The sequence below is a fragment of the Methylobacterium terricola genome, from assembly GCF_006151805.1.
Lineage (GTDB): Bacteria > Pseudomonadota > Alphaproteobacteria > Rhizobiales > Beijerinckiaceae > Methylobacterium > Methylobacterium terricola.
Map to the genome: position 1 here is coordinate 177,998 of NZ_VDDA01000003.1, position 20,152 is coordinate 198,149.

At 71.7% G+C, this 20,152-nt stretch carries 22 protein-coding genes; 10 read left to right on the forward strand and 12 right to left on the reverse strand.

Going from position 1 to position 20,152, the window contains the following annotated elements:
* Nucleotides 1–55: 55 nt before the first annotated feature.
* The gene (gene pncB / locus FF100_RS08175; RefSeq protein WP_139035066.1) at nt 56–1,348 is read right to left on the reverse strand and encodes a nicotinate phosphoribosyltransferase; all 1,293 of its coding nucleotides are present in this window, start codon (nt 1,346–1,348) and stop codon (nt 56–58) included.
* Nucleotides 1,349–1,517: 169 nt separating this feature from the next.
* Nucleotides 1,518–2,027: a pyridoxamine 5'-phosphate oxidase family protein gene (locus tag FF100_RS08180; RefSeq protein WP_139035067.1), complete on the reverse strand. Its 510-nt coding sequence runs from the start codon at nt 2,025–2,027 to the stop codon at nt 1,518–1,520.
* A 218-nt stretch (nt 2,028–2,245) separates the two neighbouring features.
* On the opposite strand from FF100_RS08180, the gene FF100_RS08185 reads away from it, so the two are divergent.
* Genes FF100_RS08185 through FF100_RS08205 form a run of 5 tightly spaced genes read left to right on the forward strand, consistent with a single transcriptional unit; the run spans nt 2,246 to nt 6,050 of the window.
* The gene (locus FF100_RS08185) at nt 2,246–2,455 is read left to right on the forward strand and encodes a TOBE domain-containing protein (RefSeq protein WP_139035068.1); all 210 of its coding nucleotides are present in this window, start codon (nt 2,246–2,248) and stop codon (nt 2,453–2,455) included.
* A gap of 12 nt (nt 2,456–2,467) precedes the next feature.
* A complete protein-coding gene (locus FF100_RS08190; protein ID WP_139035069.1) occupies nt 2,468–3,499 on the forward strand; it encodes an ABC transporter substrate-binding protein in 1,032 nt (343 codons plus the stop codon).
* Between the two features lie 5 nt (nt 3,500–3,504).
* Nucleotides 3,505–4,545: a FecCD family ABC transporter permease gene (locus FF100_RS08195; RefSeq protein WP_425463298.1), complete on the forward strand. Its 1,041-nt coding sequence runs from the start codon at nt 3,505–3,507 to the stop codon at nt 4,543–4,545.
* Entirely contained in the window at nt 4,542–5,324 is a 783-nt protein-coding gene (locus FF100_RS08200) for an ABC transporter ATP-binding protein (protein ID WP_139035071.1), read from the forward strand. Before FF100_RS08195 ends, FF100_RS08200 begins: the two co-directional genes overlap by 4 nt.
* A 33-nt stretch (nt 5,325–5,357) precedes the next feature.
* A complete protein-coding gene (locus tag FF100_RS08205) occupies nt 5,358–6,050 on the forward strand; it encodes an HAD-IA family hydrolase (RefSeq protein ID WP_139035072.1) in 693 nt (230 codons plus the stop codon).
* A gap of 7 nt (nt 6,051–6,057) precedes the next feature.
* On the opposite strand, the gene FF100_RS08210 is transcribed toward FF100_RS08205, so the two are convergent.
* Nucleotides 6,058–8,061 (reverse strand): vWA domain-containing protein, encoded by a 2,004-nt coding sequence (locus FF100_RS08210; protein ID WP_171070095.1) that lies wholly within the window; start codon nt 8,059–8,061, stop codon nt 6,058–6,060.
* Nucleotides 8,051–8,665: an RNA polymerase sigma factor gene (locus FF100_RS08215; RefSeq protein WP_139035073.1), complete on the reverse strand. Its 615-nt coding sequence runs from the start codon at nt 8,663–8,665 to the stop codon at nt 8,051–8,053. The genes FF100_RS08210 and FF100_RS08215 overlap by 11 nt, the downstream gene beginning before the upstream one ends.
* A gap of 256 nt (nt 8,666–8,921) precedes the next feature.
* Here FF100_RS08215 and FF100_RS08220 point away from each other — a divergent pair, with 256 nt between their 5' ends.
* Complete coding sequence (locus FF100_RS08220) at nt 8,922–10,064, forward strand: Mrp/NBP35 family ATP-binding protein (RefSeq protein WP_139035074.1); 1,143 nt, start codon at nt 8,922–8,924, stop codon at nt 10,062–10,064.
* On the forward strand, nt 10,061–10,699 hold the full coding sequence (mobA, locus tag FF100_RS08225; protein ID WP_139035075.1) for a molybdenum cofactor guanylyltransferase MobA: 639 nt from the start codon (nt 10,061–10,063) through the stop codon (nt 10,697–10,699). Before FF100_RS08220 ends, mobA begins: the two co-directional genes overlap by 4 nt.
* A gap of 27 nt (nt 10,700–10,726) precedes the next feature.
* Here mobA and tyrS read toward each other — a convergent pair whose 3' ends face one another.
* From tyrS to FF100_RS08255, 6 genes are all read right to left on the reverse strand, one after another.
* Nucleotides 10,727–11,980, reverse strand: coding sequence for a tyrosine--tRNA ligase (tyrS, locus tag FF100_RS08230; protein ID WP_139035076.1), 1,254 nt, complete (start codon nt 11,978–11,980; stop codon nt 10,727–10,729).
* 369 nt (nt 11,981–12,349) lie between these two features.
* Entirely contained in the window at nt 12,350–12,805 is a 456-nt protein-coding gene (locus tag FF100_RS08235; protein ID WP_139035077.1) for a peptidylprolyl isomerase, read from the reverse strand.
* Nucleotides 12,802–13,248, reverse strand: coding sequence for a hypothetical protein (locus FF100_RS08240; protein ID WP_425463299.1), 447 nt, complete (start codon nt 13,246–13,248; stop codon nt 12,802–12,804). Before FF100_RS08240 ends, FF100_RS08235 begins: the two co-directional genes overlap by 4 nt.
* Before the next feature lie 45 nt (nt 13,249–13,293).
* Nucleotides 13,294–13,842, reverse strand: coding sequence for a peptidylprolyl isomerase (locus FF100_RS08245; protein WP_139035078.1), 549 nt, complete (start codon nt 13,840–13,842; stop codon nt 13,294–13,296).
* Between the two features lie 32 nt (nt 13,843–13,874).
* On the reverse strand, nt 13,875–14,378 hold the full coding sequence (gene coaD / locus FF100_RS08250; RefSeq protein ID WP_139035079.1) for a pantetheine-phosphate adenylyltransferase: 504 nt from the start codon (nt 14,376–14,378) through the stop codon (nt 13,875–13,877).
* 67 nt (nt 14,379–14,445) lie between these two features.
* Nucleotides 14,446–15,222 carry a phosphodiester glycosidase family protein gene (locus FF100_RS08255; protein ID WP_139035080.1) on the reverse strand — a complete coding sequence of 259 codons (777 nt, stop codon included), beginning with the start codon at nt 15,220–15,222 and terminating at the stop codon, nt 14,446–14,448.
* 205 nt (nt 15,223–15,427) lie between these two features.
* Here FF100_RS08255 and FF100_RS08260 point away from each other — a divergent pair, with 205 nt between their 5' ends.
* Nucleotides 15,428–15,973, forward strand: coding sequence for a hypothetical protein (locus FF100_RS08260; protein ID WP_139035081.1), 546 nt, complete (start codon nt 15,428–15,430; stop codon nt 15,971–15,973).
* A gap of 66 nt (nt 15,974–16,039) precedes the next feature.
* On the opposite strand, the gene FF100_RS08265 is transcribed toward FF100_RS08260, so the two are convergent.
* On the reverse strand, nt 16,040–16,462 hold the full coding sequence (locus tag FF100_RS08265) for a DUF4174 domain-containing protein (protein ID WP_139035082.1): 423 nt from the start codon (nt 16,460–16,462) through the stop codon (nt 16,040–16,042).
* Nucleotides 16,463–16,639: 177 nt separating this feature from the next.
* Here FF100_RS08265 and FF100_RS08270 point away from each other — a divergent pair, with 177 nt between their 5' ends.
* On the forward strand, nt 16,640–17,653 hold the full coding sequence (locus tag FF100_RS08270; RefSeq protein WP_139035083.1) for an NADP-dependent oxidoreductase: 1,014 nt from the start codon (nt 16,640–16,642) through the stop codon (nt 17,651–17,653).
* Between the two features lie 188 nt (nt 17,654–17,841).
* Here the strand turns inward: FF100_RS08270 and FF100_RS08275 are convergent, their stop codons facing one another.
* Nucleotides 17,842–18,585: an RNA methyltransferase gene (locus tag FF100_RS08275; protein ID WP_139035084.1), complete on the reverse strand. Its 744-nt coding sequence runs from the start codon at nt 18,583–18,585 to the stop codon at nt 17,842–17,844.
* 293 nt (nt 18,586–18,878) lie between these two features.
* Here FF100_RS08275 and FF100_RS08280 point away from each other — a divergent pair, with 293 nt between their 5' ends.
* Complete coding sequence (locus FF100_RS08280) at nt 18,879–20,093, forward strand: NADP-dependent isocitrate dehydrogenase (RefSeq protein WP_139035085.1); 1,215 nt, start codon at nt 18,879–18,881, stop codon at nt 20,091–20,093.
* Nucleotides 20,094–20,152 lie beyond the last annotated feature (59 nt).

Below are 20,152 nucleotides of genomic sequence, written 5' to 3' on the forward strand. Positions count from 1 at the left end.
GTCATCCCTGCGTCAGAGGAGGCGAGGCGTGGGAAAAGCTTGGGATACCGATGCTCTATACCAGCACTGGCAAAGCCTGTTGCGCGCCGACGCCGAACACCCGCTTGTAGCGCTCCACCTCCTCCTCGGGACCGAGCGCCTTGGTCGGGTTGTCGGAGAGCTTCACGGTCGGATGGCCGTTGGCGGAGATCACCTTGCAGACGATCGAGATCGGATCGAGACGGCGGTCCGGCGCCAGGCCTCGGAAATCGTTGGTGAGCAGCGTGCCCCAGCCGTAGCCGATGCGCAGACGGCCGTGGAAATGGCGGTGGATCCGCTCGATAACCTCGACATCGAGCCCGTCGGAGAAGATCGCCAGCTTCTCCCGCGGGTTGCGGCCGTGCTTGGTCCACCAGCGAATGGCCTCCTCGCCGCCCTCGATCGGGTCCTTCGAATCGATGCGGATGCCGGTCCAGTCGGCCATCCAGGCCGGGCCGTTCTCGAGGAAGCCGGTGGTGCCGTAGGTGTCGGGCAGGATCACCAGGAGATTTCCGGCATAGTCCCGCTGCCAGTCGGCGAGCACGAGGTAGGGCGCGCGGGCCAGCTCCTCCTCACCCTCGGCGAGCGCCGAATAGACCATCGGCAGCTCGTGCGCGTTGGTGCCCACCGCCTCGATGTCGTGGCGCAAGGCGATCAGGCAGTTCGAGGTGCCGAGGAAGCCGCTACCCAGCCCCTCGATCATCGCCTCGACGCACCAGTCCTGCCAGAGGAAGCCGTGGCGCCGCCGCGTGCCGAAATCGGCGATCGACAGGCCCGGCAGGGTCTTCAGGCGCTCGATCTTCTCCCAGATCCGCGTCATCGCCCGGGCATAGAGCACCTGGAGCTCGAACTTGCCCATGCCCTTGAGCACGCCGCGCGAGCGCAGCTCGTTGAGGATGGCCAGGGCCGGCACCTCCCACATCGTGGTCTCGATCCACGGGCCGTGGAAGGTCAGCACGTACTGGCCGTCCTGCTTCTCCAGGAGGTAGTCGGGGAAGCGGAAGTTCTCGAGCCAGTCCATGAAGTCCGGCGAGAACATCTGGCGCCGGCCGTAGAAGGTGTTGCCGCGCAGCCAGGTCGATTCGCCCCGCGTCAGCCGCAGCGAGCGGCAATGGTCGAGCTGCTCGCGCAGCTCGCCGGGATCGATCAGGTCGGCGAGCCGGACCCGGCTGGTGCGGTTCTGGATCCCGAAGGTGACCGAGACGTTCCGGTGACGCCGGAAGATCGTCTGGGCCATCAGAAGCTTGTAGAAATCCGTGTCCAGCACGGAGCGGATGATCGGGTCGATCTTCCAGGTGTGGTTGTAGACCCTGGTCGCGAGATCGAGCATCGCCCGTGCCTGCCTGATTCAGGACCGCCTCCTGCGGGCGGCCGGACCATCGCCCCTCGGGCGGGGCGACGGAGGGTGCGAAGCCGGCACGGTTCGGGCCGCCGAGTCAAGCGCCGGCCCGGTCTTGTCCGCATTCCTCGACGGAATTTCGCCTCGGCGGGGCTCCGGCTCAGCGGGCGCCGAGGTCGACGGCCTTCTTCTCGGTCTTCGGCGACTCGCCGGTCACCGCGGCCTTCACGTAGCCGTAGAGATGCAGCATCGTCGAGTTCGGGCTGTCCCAGTACTCGCCCTTCTCGGGGTGGACGCGGATCAGCGCGATCGACGGGTCGTCCTTGCCGCCCGGGAACCAGGTCTTCAGGCTCTCGCTCCACTTGGCCTCGATCTGCGCCTTGTCGCGCACGATCTCGGCCTTGCCCGACACCGAGACGTAGTTCTGGCTCGACGGGTCGGAATAGGACAGGTTGACCTGGTTGTCGCGGCCGATCTCGTTGGTCACCGGCGCGTCCTGCTTGACGAAGAACCAGAGGTCGCCGGCCTCGTCCGCGTCCTGGTTCCACATCGGGCGGCTGCGCAGCTGCCCGTCGGAATCGGCCGTGGTCATCATCGCGACCTTCACGTCCTTGATCATCGCGAAGAGCTTCTTTGCGCCCTCGTGGTCGCGGTGGCTGCCCTGGTGCATCGTCGTCGGTCTCCCTCGAACCAGTCGCGAGCGGGCGGGCCCGCTCGAAGCTGCACGTCAACGGGCGATGCCGGCTTTGGTTTCGGTTCCCCGCCGCCGAAACCCGGCCGTGATTTCGGGTGCCGACCGCTCGCCGGGCGGGGGGCTTCGCCTATCTGTGCTGGGACGGTGGCCGCGCGGCGGGACGCCGGAGAGTTCGACGCGAGAGTGAGCCCGAGATGAAGATCAGCGCGCGCAACCAGCTCGGCGGCAAGGTCCTCGAGGTCAAGAAGGGCGCCACCACCGCCCATATCCGCGTCGAGCTCGCCGGCGGGCAGGTCGTCACCGCGGCGATCACTAACGAATCCGCCGACGAGCTGGGCCTCGCCCCCGGCAAGACCGTGACGGCGGTGATCAAGTCCAGCGACGTGATGATCGCCACCGACTGATCCTCCCGATCGATGCGGCTCGACCGGCGTGCCCTGCTCTTCGGCGCGGCCTCCCTCGCGGCGGCCGGCGCGCCGGCCCGTGCCGCCGATCCCGTGCGGGACGATGCCGGCCGGGCCCTCGATGGCTTGCGCCCTCCCGTCGCCCGGGTGTTTCCCGCCGGGCCCCCGGCGGCGATCCTGCTCTACACCCTGGCGCCCGAGCTGCTGCTCGGCTGGCCGCGGGCGATCCGCCCGGCGGAGAGACCCTACCTGCAGCCTCGATCGGCCGACCTGCCGGAGGTCGGGCGGCTGACGGGCCGCGGCAACACCGCCAACCTCGAATCGGTGCTGGCGCTCAAGCCCGACCTGATCCTCGACGTCGGCTCGACCGCCGAGACCTACCGGTCGCTGGCCGACCGGGTACAGGGCCAGACCGGCATCCCCTATGCCCTTCTCGACGGGCGCCTGGCGGCGGCACCCGCGACCTATCGCAGCCTCGGCCGCCTCCTCGGGCGCGAAACCGCCGCCGAAAACCTGGCCGCCCTCGCCGGGCGCCTCCTGGCGACGATGCACGAGCGCGTCGCGGCGGTGCCGGAGGGCCAGCGCCCCCGGGTCTACCTCGCCCGCGGGCCCCGCGGCCTCGAGACGGCGCGGGCGGGGTCGATCAACGTCGAGGCGCTGGCGCTGATGGGCGCCGTCAACGTCGCCGGCCCCGGCGGCAGCCTGGCGCAGGTGTCGCCCGAGGACGTGGTGGCATGGGCGCCCGAGGTGATCATCGCCCTCGATCCCGCCTTCGCGGCCGCGGCGCGACAGGATCCGCTCTGGCAGGCGACGCCGGCCCTGGCCCGGAACCGCCTGCACGTCAGCCCGACGCTCCCCTTCGGCTGGGTCGATGCCCCGCCCTCGGTCAACCGTCTCGTCGGCCTGTGGTGGCTCGGCAAGATCCTCTACCCGGCGCAGTTTCCGGAAGACGTCCGCGGAATCGCCCGCGACCTCTACGGCCGGCTCTACCACGTGACGCCGGACGATCCCGCCCTCGACCGCGTGCTGGCGGGAGCCCTGTGAGCGGCATCGCTCATGCCGCCGCCTCGGCCGGCGCCCGGGCCATCCGGCTCGGCGGACCCTGGCTCGCCCTCCTCGCCCTGGTGCTCGCCGCCGCCCTCGCCTTCGGGGTCGGTCGCTATCCCGTCTCGCTCCTCGACGTCGCCCGGGTGCTTCTCGGCCGGCTGACCGGCCACGCCCCCGACGTGGCGCCGGCGGTCGAGGCGGTGGTCCTGCAGATCCGCGGGCCGCGCATCGCCGCCGCGATCCTGATCGGCGCGGCGCTCTCGGTCGCCGGCACCGCCTTCCAGGGCCTCTTTCGCAATCCCCTGGTCTCGCCCGACATCCTCGGCGCCTCCTCGGGGGCGGCACTCGGTGCCGTCCTGGGCATCTGGCTCTCCCTTGGTGTGCTGGCGATCGAGGGGCTGGCCTTCGCCGGCGGGCTGCTGGCGGTCGCCTGCGTCTACGGTCTCGGGGCCGCCCTGTCGGGGCGCGATCCCGTCCTGGTGCTGGTGCTCGCGGGCGTCGTCATCGGCTCGCTCCTCGGCGCCGGGGTCGGGCTGATCAAGTACCTGGCCGATCCCTACAACCAGCTCCCGGCGATGACCTTCTGGCTGCTCGGCAGCCTGTCGGGGACGCACCCCTCCGACCTCGTGCCGCTGGCCGGGCCGGTGGTCCTCGGCACCGGTCTCCTGCTCCTGTTGCGCTGGCGCCTCGACGTGCTGTCCCTGCCGGACGAGGAGGCGCGCTCGCTCGGCCTCGCCACCGGTCCCCTCCGGATCACCGTCGTGGCCGCCGCCACCCTGGTCACGGCGGCGAGCGTCGCGGCGGCGGGCATCGTCGGCTGGGTCGGGCTGGTGGTGCCGCATCTCGCCCGATTCCTGGTCGGCCCCGGCTTCGGCCGGCTGATCCCGACCGCGGCGCTGCTGGGCGCCGGGACGCTGCTGACCATCGACACCCTCGCCCGCACGGTGGCGCCGGTCGAGGTGCCGCTCGGCATCCTCACCGCCGTCGTCGGCACGCCGGTCTTCCTGTGGCTGCTCGCCCGGGCGGAGCGCGACTGGTCGTGACCCTGCTCGACGCCGCCGACCTCGCCTTCGGCTATCCCGGCCGGGAGATCGGCCGCGATCTCTCGGTGCATCTGGCCGCCGGCGAGGCGCTGGCGCTGCTCGGGCCGAATGGCGGCGGCAAGACCACGCTCCTGAAGACCTTGCTCGGCCTGCTGCCGGCGCTCGCCGGCACGATCCGGGTCGAGGGCCGGCCGCTCGCCGATCTCACCGCCCGGGAGCGGGCGCGGGCGATGGCCTACGTGCCGCAGGCGGGTGCCAGCGCCTTCGCGTTCACGGCGCGGGCCGTGGTGCTGATGGGGCGGACCAGCCGCACCGGCCTGCTCTCCGCCCCGTCCCGGGCCGACCACGCGGCGGCGGAGGCGGCGCTCGCCCGAATGGGCATCGCCCACCTCGCCGAGCGGCCGGTGACGCGGCTCTCCGGCGGCGAGCGGCAATTGGTGCTGGTCGCCCGGGCGCTGGCGCAGGACCCCCGGATCGTGGTGCTCGACGAGCCGACCGCCAGCCTCGATTTCGGCAACCAGGGCCGGGTGATGGCCGAGATCCTGCGCCTGCGCGCCGACGGGCTCGGCCTCATCTTCACCACCCACGACCCCAACCAGGCCGCCCGCTACGCCGACCGGGCGCTGCTCCTGCGCGGCGGCTCGGCCCTCGCCGCCGGGCCGGTGGCCGCGGTGCTGGACGCCCCGACCCTCGGCCGGCTCTACGGCGCGCCGGTCGAGGAGGTGCGGGATACGGGCACGGGCGCGCGGGCCTTCCTGCCACAAGGGAATTCCCGATAAGGGAGCGGATCCGCACCCGCGACCGGGCCCCTGATGCGCATCACCGCCGGAACGACGATGGCCGCCGAGGCCCTGCTCTTCGACATGGACGGGACGCTGGTCGATTCGACCCGCGTCATCACCGGTCTGTGGCGCGGCTGGTGCGACCGGCACGGCATCGACGCCGCGTCGCTGCTGCGGGTCTCGCATGGACGGCGCACGATCGACACCGTCCGGCTTTTCGCCCCACCGGATCTCGATCCCGAAGCGGAGGCGGCCGCCCTCACCGCGGCGGCGGCGACCGCGCGCGAGGGCCTCGTGGCGGTTCCCGGCGCCGCCGGCCTGCTGCGCACCCTCCCTGGCTCGCGCTGGGCGGTCGTCACCTCGGCCGACCGGGCCATCGCCCGGTCGTGGCTCGGGGAGGCCGGCCTGCCCTTGCCGGAGGTACTGGTCGCGGCGGAGGATGTCGCGGCCGGCAAGCCCGACCCGGCGGGCTATCTCCAGGCCGCCCGGCGCCTGGGCTGCCCGATCGAGCGGGCCGTGGTGTTCGAGGACGCGCCGGCCGGCCTCGCGGCGGGCCGGGCCTCCGGCGCCCGGGTGGTGGCCCTCGCCACGACGCTCGGGGCCGAGGCCCTGCACGATCACGACTGGGTGCAGAATCTCTCCGGGGTCGCCTACACCCCGGAGAAGGGCGGGCGGCTGACCTTCTCGGAGGCGAACCCTTCCTTCTCGGAGGCGAACCCTTGAGGCCGCCTCAGCGCGGCGCCGGTGCCAAAGCCGCGGCACTCTCCGCGGCGCGGGCGAGGCCGACGAACTCCGCCCGGTAGCCGAACGGGTCCTCCCCCCTCGCTCCGGCGGCGAGCCGCGCGACGTCGCCGTAGCCGAAACGGCCGGTATGGGCGCCGCCGCGCAGGATCTCGCCGAAGGCGGCCACGGCGGCGGCGAAGCGGGCCTCCTGCGGCGCCTCGGCGAAGGTCTTCACCTCCTGGCCCGGGTCGATCACCGCCTCGATCAGCCGGCTCGTCTCCGCGTCCGGCCGCTTGTAGCGGATCGCCACATGCGCGTAGTCGCTCGGCGCGGCCGCCGCCGCCGGGGCTGTCGCGCCATAGCGCAGATCCGGCATCGTCCGCGGGCCGCCGACCGGCACCACCTCGTAGAGCGCCGTCACGCTCTGGCCCGAGCCGACCTCGCCGGCATCGACTTTGTCGTTGGCGAAGTCGTCGCGGCGCAAGGCGCGGGTCTCGTAGCCGATCAGCCGGTACTCGGCGATCTGGCTTGGGTTGAACTCGACCTGGATCTTCACGTCCTTGGCGATCGGCACCAGCGTCGAGGTCGCCTCCTCCACCAGCACCTTGCGGGCCTCGTTCAGGGTGTCGATGTAGGCGGCAGCGCCGTTGCCGGTCTGGGCCAGCGCCTGCATCAGCGCGTCGTTGTGGTTGCCCATGCCGAAGCCGAGCACCGACAGGAAGATGCCGGTCGCGCGCTTGCGGGCGATGAAGCCCTTCAGCTCGTCCCGGTCCGTGATGCCGAGGTTGAAATCGCCGTCGGTGGTGAGCACCACCCGGTTGACCGCCTTGGCCTCGAAGCCCTGCTCGGCCAGCGCATAGGCCTGGCGCAGGCCCTCGCCGCCGGCCGTGCCGCCGCCGGCGCCGAGGCCGTCGATCGCGGCCAGAATCTTCTGGCGCTCGCTCGCCGGGGTGGGGGGCAGCACCGTGCCGGCCTCGCCGGCATAGGCCACGATCGCGACCCGGTCGCGGGCGTCGAGCTTCGTGAGCAGCAGGCCGAGCGCCTGCTTGACGAGGGGCAGCCGGTTCGGTCCGGCCATCGAGCCGGAGGTGTCGACCAGGAAGACCAGGTTGGCCGGGGGCCGGGTCTCCGGCGCCACGGCGTAGCCCTTGATGCCGACCTGCACCAGCTTGCGCCCCTCGGCCCAGGGGCTCGGGAAGACCGAGGTGGTGATCCGGAACGGCTCCTCCGGGCTCGTCGGCGCCGGGTAGGCGTAGGGGAAGTAGTTGATCAGCTCCTCGACGCGCACGGCGTCCGGCGGCGGCAGGACGTTGCGGTTCAGGCTCGCCCGCACGAAGGCGTAGGACGCCGTGTCGACGTCGATCGAGAAGGTCGAGACCGGCGCCTGCGCTACCGCCTGGAAGCCGCTTGGCTGCGCCTGCGGGAAGCGGTCGCGGCCCGTGGGCTCGGCGGGAGCCGGGCGCGCGTCCGCGGCCGGGGCGGCGGGCCTCGTTATCAGCCCACGGGAAGCCGGCGCTTCGCGGTTCCGGTTCCTGGCGAAATCCTGATGGTCGTGGGCGGCTTCGGGGAGCGTCCATTGAGCCAGCGGGGCCGTCACGGCAAGCGGCGCGGCGTGCCACGCGGGCGCCGGGGCGGCGGGCGGTGGTGGCGCGGCAGGCCGCGCGGATCCCGCGGCGACGGGAGCCGGGGCGGCGGGCGGGGGCGGTACCACCGCCTCCGGTGCCGGGGGCGCTGTCTCGCGCTCGCGCAGCAGGATGGTCCAGGCGGCGGGAGCCGCGAGGGCGGCGACCAGGGTGGCGGCGACGAGGGGACGGGTGCGGAGCATCAGCGGGCCTCCCACAGGGGATCGACGCTCCGTGCGACGCGCCGGCCCGGCGGAAGCTTGGGCGGTGGCCCGATCATTGTCGCCCTGCGCGGCATCGAACCGGGCGAGGGCGGCGGCGAGCGCCCGCTCGCGGGCCTCGGCGTCGGGGGCCGGCGCAGGGGGCAGGACATCGGTGTCAGGCGCCATGGCGCTCCTCCGGATCGGTCGTGAGCGGATCGCCCTTGAGACGGCGGCGGGCCTCGTGCAGGCGCCAGGACACCGTGGCCTCGGCGACGCCGAGCGCCCGGCCGGCCTCGGCATGGGTCAGGCCCTCGCCTGCCACCAGCACCACGGTCTCGCGCAAGGCGGGATCGAGGCGGGCGAGCGCTCCGGCGAGCCAGGCGCGGCGGTAGAGGTCGCGTCCGTCGGGGGCGGGCCCGAGGCGCAGCAGCGTGCCGAGGCCCTCCTTCATCCGCGCCAGGGTGGTGCGGCGGCGGTGATGGTCGCGGCAGGCATTGACCACGATGCCGAACAGCCAGGTCGAGACCCGGGCCTCGCCGCGAAAGCCCGCGATCCGCTCCACCAGGGCGCAGCACACCTCCTGCACCACGTCCTCGGCGTCGTGGCGCGAGCCGGTCATGCGCCAGGCGACGCGGTGCATGCGGTCGTAGTGCCGCCGCAGCAGCGCCTCGAAGGCCGCGCGGTCGCCCCGCGCCGCCCGGGCCGCGAGGTCGGCATCGGGGTCCGGCGCCGCCGTTCCGCGGAGCGGCCCGTCCCCGGTCTCGTCTATCTGTGTCGCGAGAGGCTGCATGCCCGAGGTTTCGCCCCATTGCGCGGCCCACCGGCCCCGCTCCGATCCTTCGGACGCGGCAGGAAGCGGCGTCCTTGGCGGGATGATCGACTATTTTCGGCCGGACTCGCAGCGGGCACGCCACCCGTGAAACTCGCCCGCGGAGCCAGGGCCCCACGCCGCCCCCCACCGATGGCCGCTGCCGCCGCGCTGGTGTTTCCCCGCGCAGGGGTTACATGACCGGGAGCGGACGCGCGGCGAACAGGAGCGAGACGACGTGGCGATCACCCGGGATGACGTGCTGAAGGCGCTCGCGGGCGTGACGGTCGATGCGGCGGGGACCAGCCTGCCGGCCTCCGGCCGCCTGTCGGAGATCGTCATCGACCCCTCCGGCCGCGTCGTCTTCTCGATCGGCATCGCGCCGCCGGAGGCCAAGACCTTCGAGGCGGTGCGGCAGGCGGCCGAGATCGCGGTGCTGAAACTTCCCGGCGTCAAGGCGGCGCTGGCGAGCCTCACCGCCGAGCGCGGGCCGAGCTCGTCTGGATCGGGCGCCGCCCCCCGCCCCGCCGCTCCGGGCGGCGCCCCCCAGGGCGGGCCCCGGCCCGGCCCGGCCGTGCCGGGTGTGCGCCACATCGTGGCGGTGGCCTCGGGCAAGGGCGGCGTCGGCAAGTCGACCACCGCCTGCAACCTCGCCCTGGCGCTGCGGGCGCAAGGTCTCAAGGTCGGCCTGCTCGATGCCGACATCTACGGCCCCTCGGTCCCCAAGCTCTTCGGCCTCGACCGCAAGCCCGAGACGGTCAACACGCCGCAGGGGCAGCGCATCGTGCCGCTCAACGGCTACGGCCTCGCCGTGATGTCGATCGGCTTCCTGATCTCCGCCGACACGGCGATGATCTGGCGCGGCCCGATGGTGCAATCGGCCCTGACCCAGCTCCTGCGCGAGGTCGCCTGGGGCGAGCTCGACGTGCTGATCGTCGACATGCCCCCCGGCACCGGCGACGCGCAGCTGACGCTCGCCCAGGCGACGCCGCTCGCCGGCGCGGTGATCGTCTCGACGCCGCAGGACCTGGCGCTGATCGACGCCCGCCGCGCCGTCACGATGTTCCGCCGGGTCGAGGTGCCGATCCTCGGCGTGGTCGAGAACATGGCGACCTTCGTCTGCCCGCATTGCGGCGGCACCTCGCACATCTTCGGCCATGGCGGCGCCCGCCACGAGGCCGAGACGATGGGTGTGCCGTTCCTCGGCGAGGTGCCGCTCAACATGACGATCCGTGAATCGTCCGACGCCGGCCGGCCGGTGGTGGCGGTCGATCCCGACGGGCCGCAGGCCGCCGCCTACCGGGCGATCGCTTCGGCGCTCTGGGCCAATCTCAGCGGCGGCGCCGGCCCGCGCCCGGCACCGCGGATCGTGATCGAGTGAGCGTGCCCCCGACCCTTGGGGTGATCCTGGCCGGCGGGCTCGCCCGCCGGATGGGCGGCGGCGACAAGCCGCTGCTGCGGCTCGGCGACAGGACCCTGCTCGAACGGGTCACCGATCGGTTGCGCCCGCAATGCGCCGCCGGGCTGATCCTCAACGCCAACGGCGATCCGGCACGGTTTCGCGCCTTCACGGGCTTCGTGGTGCCGGATTCGCTTCCCGACGCGCCCGGGCCGCTCGCCGGCGTGCTCGCCGCCCTCGATTTCTGCGCCGCGCACCATCCGGACGTGGCTTACGTGGCGAGCGTCGCCGGCGACACGCCGTTCCTGCCGCACGACTTCGTCGCCCGCCTGCATGCGGCGCGGGCCCGCGACGGCGTCGAGATGGCGGTCGCGGCCTCCGGGGGGCAACTGCATTTCGTGAACGGGGTCTGGGCGGTGTCCCTGCGCCACGACCTGCGGACGGCTTTGGTCGAGCGGGGCCTACGGCGGGTCGGGATGTGGATCGCCCGGCACAACGCCGCGGAGGCGGCGTGGGAGACGGAGCCGGTGGACCCGTTCCTGAACCTCAACACGCCGGAGGATTTCTTCTCGGCGGAGCGGCTGGTCGCGGGCGAGGCGCCTCCGCCACTCCCTTGAAGGACGCTCCGCCCCACTCCCCCTCGATCACCCGTCAATGCGGACGACGACGTGCCGCTTGCGACCGTAGCTCACCTTCATCCCCGCTGCCCCGACATCGGCGATTGTCACGACGGCGTCCCCGTTGCTGACCATTGCATCATTGAGCCGGGCTCCCCGTCCGGCGATCAGGCGGCGGGCTTCACTCTTCGAGCCGACAAGACCGGCCGCGACGAGCAGGTCCACGACGCTGATCCCCCGGGTTATCGCGTCACGCTCCACGACGATGGTCGGCAGGCCGTCCAGAGCCGCGCCCCCCGAAAAGGCCTCCCGAGCCGCTCCTGCCGCCGCGAGGGCCGCGGCTTCGCCGTGGGCGAGCTTCGTTGCCTCGTGCGCCAGCACCGCCTTGGCCGCATTGATCTCGGTCCCCTCCAGGGCCTCCAGCCGCGCGATCTCGTCGAGCGGCAGGTCGGTGAACAGGCGCAGGAACCGCCCGACATCCGCATCCTCGGTGTTGCGCCAGAACTGCCAGAACCCGTAGGGCGCGAGGCGATCCGCGTTGAGCCAGACCGCACCGCCTGCCGTCTTGCCCATCTTCGTCCCTGATGCGGTGGTGAGCAGCGGCGTCGTCAGCCCGAAGAGCTGGCGCTGGTCGACCCGGCGACCAAGCTCCAGGCCGTTGACGATGTTGCCCCATTGGTCCGAGCCGCCCATCTGCAGGATGCAGCCGTGACGGCGCGACAGTTCGAGGAAGTCGAAGGCCTGGAGGATCATGTAGTTGAACTCCAGCAGCGTCAGCGGCTCCTCACGGTCGAGGCGCGTCCGGACGCTGTCGAAGCTCAGCATGCGGTTGACCGTGAAGTGTCGTCCGACATCCCGGAGAAAGGGGATGAGGTGCAGCGCATCGAGCCAATCGGCATTGTTGACGAGCACCGCGTCGGTCGCGCCGTCGCCGAAGGTCAGGTAGCGGCCGAAGACCTGGCGCAGGCCCATCACGTTCGCCGCGATCTGCGCCTCGTCGAGGAGCGGACGGCTGCTGTCGCGGAAGCTCGGATCCCCGATGCGGGTGGTGCCGCCGCCGATCACGACGATCGGCTTGTGGCCGCAGCGTTGCAGCCAGCGCAGCGGCATCACTTGCATGAGGTGGCCGGTGTGCAGGCTGTCGGCGGTGGCGTCGAAACCGATATAGGCCGCGCGAGGCGGTCCGCTCAGAGCGACGTCGAGACCGTCGAGGTCAGTGCATTGATGGATGAAGCCGCGCTCGGCGAGGGCGCGGACGAAGTCGGATCGGTGGGCCGGCATGGCGGCGTCTCCTGGCGGGTGGACGTGCCGCCCCCGGAGACTGGCCTTGGACATGAAAGCGCCGCCGGGATGCGGCGGCTTGGTATGATCGTCGGTCGCAGCCGAACGTTGCCGCCCTATGGAAGGGGCGGGCGATAGCTCACGGTATTGCAGGCGCGAATGATCATCGAAGCAGGCTAGGCCTTTGGATACTCGAAGGTCAAGGCCACACCTGCGATCTATCGACGGGCGCTCTCTGGATCAGCGTCGCGCTGCCCTCTCGGCGGGACTTCGTCCCGCCGCGCCTACTCCGTCGGCCACCCTCCCCCCGCAGAGGGGGGAGGGTTCACCCGCGCGTCTCGACAGACGACAGCCCGCCGAAGCGAAGGCTTACGCCTCGACGCGCATCGACGTGATGGTGTCGGGATCGCGCACGGGCTCGCCGCGCTTGATCTGGTCGATCACGTCCATGCCCTCAACGACCTTGCCCCACACCGTGTACTGCTTGTCGAGGAAGCGGGCATCGGAAAAGCAGATGAAGAACTGCGAGTTGGCCGAATGCGGGAAGTTGGTGCGGGCCATCGAGCAGGTGCCGCGCACGTGCGGCTCGGCGTTGAACTCGGCCTTCAGGTCCGGCAGCTCCGAGCCGCCGGTGCCGGTGCCGGTCGGGTCGCCGGTCTGGGCCATGAAGCCGTCGATCACGCGGTGGAACGGCACGCCGTCGTAGAAGCCCTGCTGCGAGAGAGTCGTGATCCGCTCGACGTGGTTGGGGGCGAGATCCGGACGCAGCGCGATGACCACGCGGCCCTTGCTGGTCTCCATCACGAGTCGGTTGCTGTCGGTCATGGTCGGTCTCCTTGATTCGGACCAGGGTAGACGAAACGCAGGGCGATGGGACGCCCCGCGACGGCACCGCCGAGTCCCGCCGTCAGCCGCGCCGGCGTGCAGCGGGCCAGCGACGCCAGGGTCTCGGCGACGAGCGCGTCCCGCCACCGGGGCGGAACGCGCGTGAAGGTGATCCTCGGGGTGCCCTGGAGGCTTCCGTCCCGCCGCAGCGCGAAGCGCGCGGTGATCGCGGCAGCCTCGAGATCGGCCGGCGGCCGCCAGCAGGCGGCGAGACGCGGGGCGAGCCCCGCCAGGGTGTCGGCCGGTCCCTCCGGCATCGTCACCGGCACCCGCAGGGTCGCCCGGAAGGTGGCCGGCAGCGAGAGCACCGAGGGATTGTCATAGACGTCGAACTGCGCGGCGGCGGGCGAGGCCGCGCGAGCCAGCACAAGGCCGGCCAAGATGCCTCTGGCCAAGATGCCGTTCAGCGAGCGCCCGCCGCGCAAGGCTTATTGGCCGTCCTGCGCCAGGCTCATCCGGACGATCTTGTCCGGGCTCTGCACGGTGCCGTTCTGGGCCGAGGAGCCCTTCTTGATCTTGTCGACCACATCCATGCCGGACGTCACCTCGCCCACCACCGTGTACTGGTTGTTGAGGAACGAGGCGTCGCCGAAGCAGATGAAGAACTGGGAATTCGCCGAGTTCGGGTCCTGCGAGCGGGCCATGCCGACGGTGCCGCGCTTGAACGGCGCCTTGGAGAACTCCGCCGGGATGTTCGGCAGGTCGGACTTGCCCATGCCGGTGCCGGTCGGGTCGCCGGTCTGGGCCATGAAGCCGTCGATGACGCGGTGGAAGACGATGCCGTTGTAGAAGCCGCGCTTCGTCAGAGTCTTGATCTGCTGGACGTGCTTGGGCGCGAGGTCGGGGCGAAGCTGGATGGTGATGCGGCCGTCCTTAGTGTCGAGGTAGACGGTGTTCTGGTCGGGCGCGGCGCTCGCCGGGGCATTGAGGCTCAGGGCGGCGACGGACAGCACCAGGGCTGCGAGCCAGCGGATCATGGGGGTCTCCTGGGTGAAAGGAACGGGCCGCGTCAGGCGGACGGGGCGAAGCGGGCGCTCAGGCGGTCGGCCACCGCCGCGGGCACGAAGGGCCGCACGTCGCCGCCCATGGCGGCGATCTGGCGGACCAGGGTGGCGGTGATCGGCCGCACGCCGGTCGAGGCCGGCAGGAACACGGTCTGCACCTCCGGCGCCATGGCGCCGTTCATGCCGGCGAGCTGCATCTCGTAGTCGAGATCGGTGCCGTCGCGCAAACCGCGGATGAACAGGCTGGCACCGTGCCGGCGCGCCGCCGCCACCGCGAGGTCGGCGAAGGTGACGACCTCGAGGCTCGTCCCGGCCTCGGCGGCGAGGGGGCCGCAGGTGACCCGGATCAGCTCCGCCCGCTCCTCGGCGGTGAAGAGCGGGGTCTTGCCCGGATGCACGCCGATCGCCACCACGAGGCGGCCGACCAGGCGGCAGGCCTGGCGCACCACGTCGAGATGGCCGTTGGTCACCGGATCGAAGGAGCCGGCATAGAGCGCGGTGCGGTTCATCGTGGTCCCACCTAGTGCATTTCCCGGCCGAACGGAACCGCCCGCCCCCGCGGCGTCGCCTGCTCGATCACCTGGCCACCGCGCCGACGAGCGGCCCGAGCGGCCGGCTCAGGTCCTGGCGGCCCATCGACGGGGCGTAGAGGCTCGACACGCTGCCGTCGAGGAACAGCGCGTTGGGGCAGCCGAGCGCGTCGCGGAACAGCCGTGCGAAGGCGCCGAAGCTCACCGGCGCCTCCGAGATCGCGAACACCGCAATGTGCCCGTCCGGTCGCACGCCGACGCCGTTGCGGATTTTTTGCGAGGGGCCGTCCTCGGAGATCTTGGGATGGATGCGGTTGTTGATCACCAGCATCGGGCCGGACTGGGTCGCGAACTCGGCCCGGGGATGGGCCTTCAGGTAGCGCCCGGTCTCGAGCACCCCGGCCCGCTCCCCGGCGACGTAGAACACGCCGTTCGGCTTGAGGTGGAAGTTGCCCGGGCCGTTGGCGGTGTTGGCCGCCTTCAGCTCGCGCCCGTCCTCGACGTAGAGCCCGACGGGCGCGAGGCCGGTATCGTACATCCCGGCATTCATCGCGAAGGCGAGGGCCGTGCCCTGCTGGCCGGCGAGCCGCGACAGCGAGCCGTAGGGCAGCCCGTCGGGCCCGCGCCAGAACAGCTTCACCCGGGCGCGCCGCAGGTCGACGGTGCAGACGGCATAGGCCTGGCCCTCGTGGCTCTGCGGCCGGCACAGGGCCGCCGGGGCTGATGCAGCCGCAGGGGAAGGACCGGACGCCGCAGGAGCAGGGCCGGCCGCGAGCCACGAGACGCCCGCCCCGAGCAGCAACGCCCCGATTGTTCTCGCCATTCCCGCCACCATTCCCGCCACCATTCCCGCCATGTGCCTCTCCGTTCTTGTTCCCGCTCCGGCGCGGGCGCGCGCCCGCGCCGTGCGACCGGCTTTGGGCGTACCGGTATAGAGCGATCGTGACGTTTTGCAGCACGAACCAACCTTCGCGCCGCGACGTTCTGTGGGCCTGGGGGCTTACACTTCTCGATCAGGAGATCGGAACATGAAAGGCATGTTGGCGGCGTCGGCGGCCCTCGCGGGCGCCCTGCTGGTCGTGCCGGCCACCGCCGAGGCGCGCGGCGGCTTCGGTGGAGGTGGGTTCCATGGCGGCGGCGGCTTCGGCGGCTTCCATGGCGGTGGGTTCCGGGGCGGCTTCGGCGGCGGCGGCTTCGGCCGGGGCTTCGGCGGCGGCTATCGGGGCGTCGGGTTCGGCGGCTACCGGGGCGGCTTCGGCGGCTACCGCGGCGTGGGCTTCGGCGGCTATCGCGGCGGCTACGGCGGCTGGCGCGGCGGGTACGGCTATCGCCGCGGCTTCGGCTACGGCGCGGCAGGCCTCGGGATCGGCCTCGGTCTCGGTCTCGCGGCGGCCTCCGCCTATCCGTATTACGGCGGCTACGGCTACGGCGGGTACGGCTATGGCGGCTACGCCCCGGTCGGCTATTACGGCGGGGGCTACGATTACGGCTATGGCGGCGGCTGCTACGAGGTGCCCCGCGTCCGCTGGACGCCCTACGGCTACCGCCGCGTCCTCGTGACCCGCTGCTACTGAGCCGCGGACGGGCCACGATCGGAAGGGGCCGCCCGGCAAGGGCGGCCTTTTCTCGTCATGGGTCGGTCAGTTCCGCCGGCCTGCCGCCTCCTCGCGCCTCATCGGCATCGCGTCGATGGTCGAGAACAGGGTCTCCGCCGGAATCGGCTCGGCGGCGTCGAGCTTCGCCCCGCCATCCTTGCCGACCAGCACCGCCCGGAACCCCGTCGCCGGCAGGCCGAGGCGGCGGCGCAACGCGGCGGCCTCCCTCCCCTCCCCGATCGCCCGCACCACCACGAGGTCGCGCTCGCGCATCCCGCGCCCGGCCGCCGCGGCGATCGCCTCCTGTGCCGCCGCGCGGGGATCCCCGGCCTCGGCGGCGATCACCAGGAGGCGGGACTTCCAGCGGTAGCGGTCGAGGTCGGAGACGGCCGCCTCGGCCGGAACGGAGACGGCGAGCAGGAGGGCGCCGGCCAGGACGGCGCCGGCGAGGAGCGAGGACGGGAGCATGCCGAACCCTTTCGCGGATCGCACCGGACCAGCCGTCCGGCGCCTCCCATCGAGCTAAAGCTCTGACACTTGGCTTCCAGCGCGGCGTTGACGCGCGGGGCCGACCGTCCCAGTTGCGATCCGGCCGAGCGCGGCCCGATATCCCGGCCCCGCCGATCCCCGCAGGGAGGACCCCGCATGTCCGACGTGAACCGCCGCATCGTCCTGGCGTCCCGGCCCCACGGCGAGCCGACACCGGCCCATTTCCGCCTCGAGCGCGGGACGGTGCCGGTGGCGCACGAGGGCGAGGTGCTGCTGCGCAACCGCTATCTCTCCCTCGATCCCTACATGCGCGGCCGGATGAGCGCGGCGAAATCCTACGCCAAGCCGGTCGAGATCAACGACGTGATGGTCGGCGGCACGGTGTCGGAGGTGGTGGCCTCGCACCATCCGGGCTTCGCGGTCGGCGACACGGTGCTGGCCTATGGCGGCTGGCAGGACTTTTCGGTGTCGAACGGCCAGGGCCTGCGCAAGCTCGATCCTGCCGCCGCCCCCGTCACCACGGCGCTCGGCGTGCTCGGCATGCCGGGCATGACCGCCTATACCGGGCTGCTCACCATCGGGGCGCCGAAGCCCGGCGAGACCGTGGTGGTGGCCGCCGCCACCGGGCCGGTCGGCTCGCTGGTCGGCCAGATCGCCAAACTCAAAGGGGCCCGCACGGTCGGCATCGCCGGCGGAGCCGACAAGTGCCGCCACCTCACGGAGGAACTCGGCTTCGACGCGGCGATCGACCACCGCGGCGGCGACCTGCCGGGGGCGCTGGCGGCGGCCTGCCCGGACGGCATCGACGTCTATTTCGAGAATGTCGGCGGCGCGGTGTTCGACGCGGTGCTGCCGCTCCTGAACGACTTCGCCCGCATCCCGGTCTGCGGCCTCGTCGCCAACTACAACATGACCGAGCTGCCCCCCGGGCCCGACCGGGTGCCGGCGCTGATGCGCGCGGTGCTGAGCAAGCGCCTGACGTTTCGCGGCTTCATCGTCTGGGACTTCGCCGACCAGGAGCAGGCCTTCCTGTCCGATGTCGGCCAGTGGCTGCGCGAGGGCCGGATCCACTACCGCGAGGATGTCGTCGAGGGGCTGGAGAGCGCGCCGGAAGCCTTCATCGGCCTGCTCAAGGGCCGCAACTTCGGGAAGTTGGTGGTGAAGCTCTAGGGCATTGTCCGACCAAGCGGCCGCCGGCCCGTCGGAGAAAACGCGGCAAGAATCAAAGGCCTCGAGCATCGTCCGATGGCAACGCGATCAGGCGATGCTCCAGGCTTCATACCCACGCGCCTCGGCGCCGACGCCCGTTCGGGCTTGCCTTGCGCCTTCGAGCCGATCCGTTCGAAGGCGCGGCGGCATCACTCCTCCGGCAGCCGCCGCGCCAGCGCCCGCAGCGCCCCGCGGAAGGTGCGCACGTCCTGCTCGGTCATCGCCATGCGGTGGAACATGTCGCGCATGTTGCGGATCATCCCGTCGCGCTTCGCCGGCGGGTAGTAGCCGGCGGCGTCGAGATCGGCCTCCAGGCTCTCGAACAGCGAGATCAGCGCTTCCCGGGGCGCGGGACCTGACCGCATCGTGCCGGAGAACGGCAGCACCGCCCGCCCCGCCGCCCGGCGCCACTCGTAGCCGACGAGGAGCACGCTCTGGGCGAGGTTGAGCGAGGCGTAGTCCGGATCGACCGGGAAGGTGACGATGGCGTCGGCCAGCGACACCTCGTCGTTCGACAGCCCGACCCGCTCGCGCCCGAACAGGATGCCGACCCCCTCCCCCGCCGCGAGCCGGCCTGCCGCCTCCCCCATCCCCTCGTCGGGCCCGAAGACCCGCTTCATCTGGCCGCGCTCCCGCGCCGTGGTGGCGAGCACGTAGTGGAGATCGGCCAGGGCCTCGGCGACGGTCGGGAAGATCCGGGCCCCGTCGAGGACATGGGTGGCGTTCGAGGCGGTCTCGCGCACCCCCTTCATCGGCCAGCCGCCCTTCGGGTTGACGAGGCGCAGCGCATCGAGCCCGAAATTCCCCATCGCCCGGGCGGTCATGCCGATATTCTCGGCGAGCTGCGGCTCGACCAGGATGATGACGGGGCGGGGCGGTGTGGCGTCGGTCATGGCATGTCGATCGGCAGAGCAGGATGGGCCGGCACATAAGGCCTTGCGTCTCCCACGCGAAGGGGCGTCGTGCTGTCCGGGAACCCACCCGCCCCGAATGGCGTTCTCACAACAGACCTCCTTCACAGCCCCGGCGCCCCGCGCCGGGGCTTTTTTCGTGACAGCCGGCGAAAGCCGTTCCACCCCGGCGCTTCCCCCTGTTTGTGCAGCGCGCTATGACCGCGCCACGGCCGGCCGCGCGCCTCACGCGGGCATGAGGGCGGCCCCCGGGATCACGGAAGGCTGGATCAGACATGGCGAAGATCAAGGTGGCGAACCCCGTCGTCGAGCTCGACGGCGACGAGATGACCCGGATCATCTGGCAGTCCATCAAGGACAAGCTGATCCATCCCTACCTCGACGTCCCGCTCGAATACTACGACCTCGGGGTCGAGCATCGCGACGCCACCAACGACAAGGTGACGATCGAGGCCGCCGAGGCGATCAAGAAGCACGGCGTCGGCGTGAAGTGCGCCACCATCACCCCGGACGAGGCCCGGGTGAAGGAGTTCAACCTCAAGGAGATGTGGAAGTCGCCCAACGGCACGATCCGCAACATCCTCGGCGGCGTGATCTTCCGCGAGCCGATCATCTGCCGCAACGTGCCGCGCCTGGTGCCGGGCTGGACCCAGCCGATCGTGGTGGGCCGCCACGCCTACGGCGACCAGTACCGCGCCACCGACTTCAAGGTGCCGGGCAAGGGCCGCCTCACCATCAAGTTCGAGGGCGAGGACGGCACCGTCATCGAGCGCGAGGTGTTCAAGTTCCCGGGCGCCGGCGTCTCGCTGTCGATGTACAACCTCGACGACTCGATCCGCGACTTCGCCCGCGCGTCGATGAACTACGGCCTGTCCCGCAAGTTCCCGGTCTACCTGTCGACCAAGAACACCATCCTCAAGGCCTATGACGGCCGGTTCAAGGACATCTTCGAGGAGGTGTACGAGGCCGAGTTCAAGTCGCGGTTCCAGTCGGCCGGCATCACCTACGAGCACCGCCTGATCGACGACATGGTCGCCTCGGCCCTGAAGTGGTCCGGCGGCTACGTCTGGGCGTGCAAGAACTACGACGGCGACGTGCAGTCGGACACCGTGGCGCAGGGCTTCGGCTCGCTCGGCCTGATGACCTCGGTGCTGCTCACCCCCGACGGCCAGACCGTCGAGGCCGAGGCCGCCCACGGCACGGTGACCCGCCACTACCGCGAGCACCAGAAGGGCAAGGAGACCTCGACCAACTCGATCGCGTCGATCTTCGCCTGGACCCGCGGCCTGTCGCACCGCGCCAAGCTCGACTCGAACGCCGATCTGGCGAAGTTCGCCGAGACCCTGGAGAAGGTCTGCGTAGACACCGTCGAGGCCGGCTTCATGACCAAGGACCTGGCGCTGCTGGTCGGCCCCGACCAGAAGTGGCTCTCGACCATCGGCTTCCTCGACAAGGTCGACGAGAACCTGAAGACCGCGATGGCGGTGTGAGGTGCAGGGCGGCCGGGCTCCCGGTCGCCCTTGGGGTCGCCCTTGGGCAAGCCTCTCGA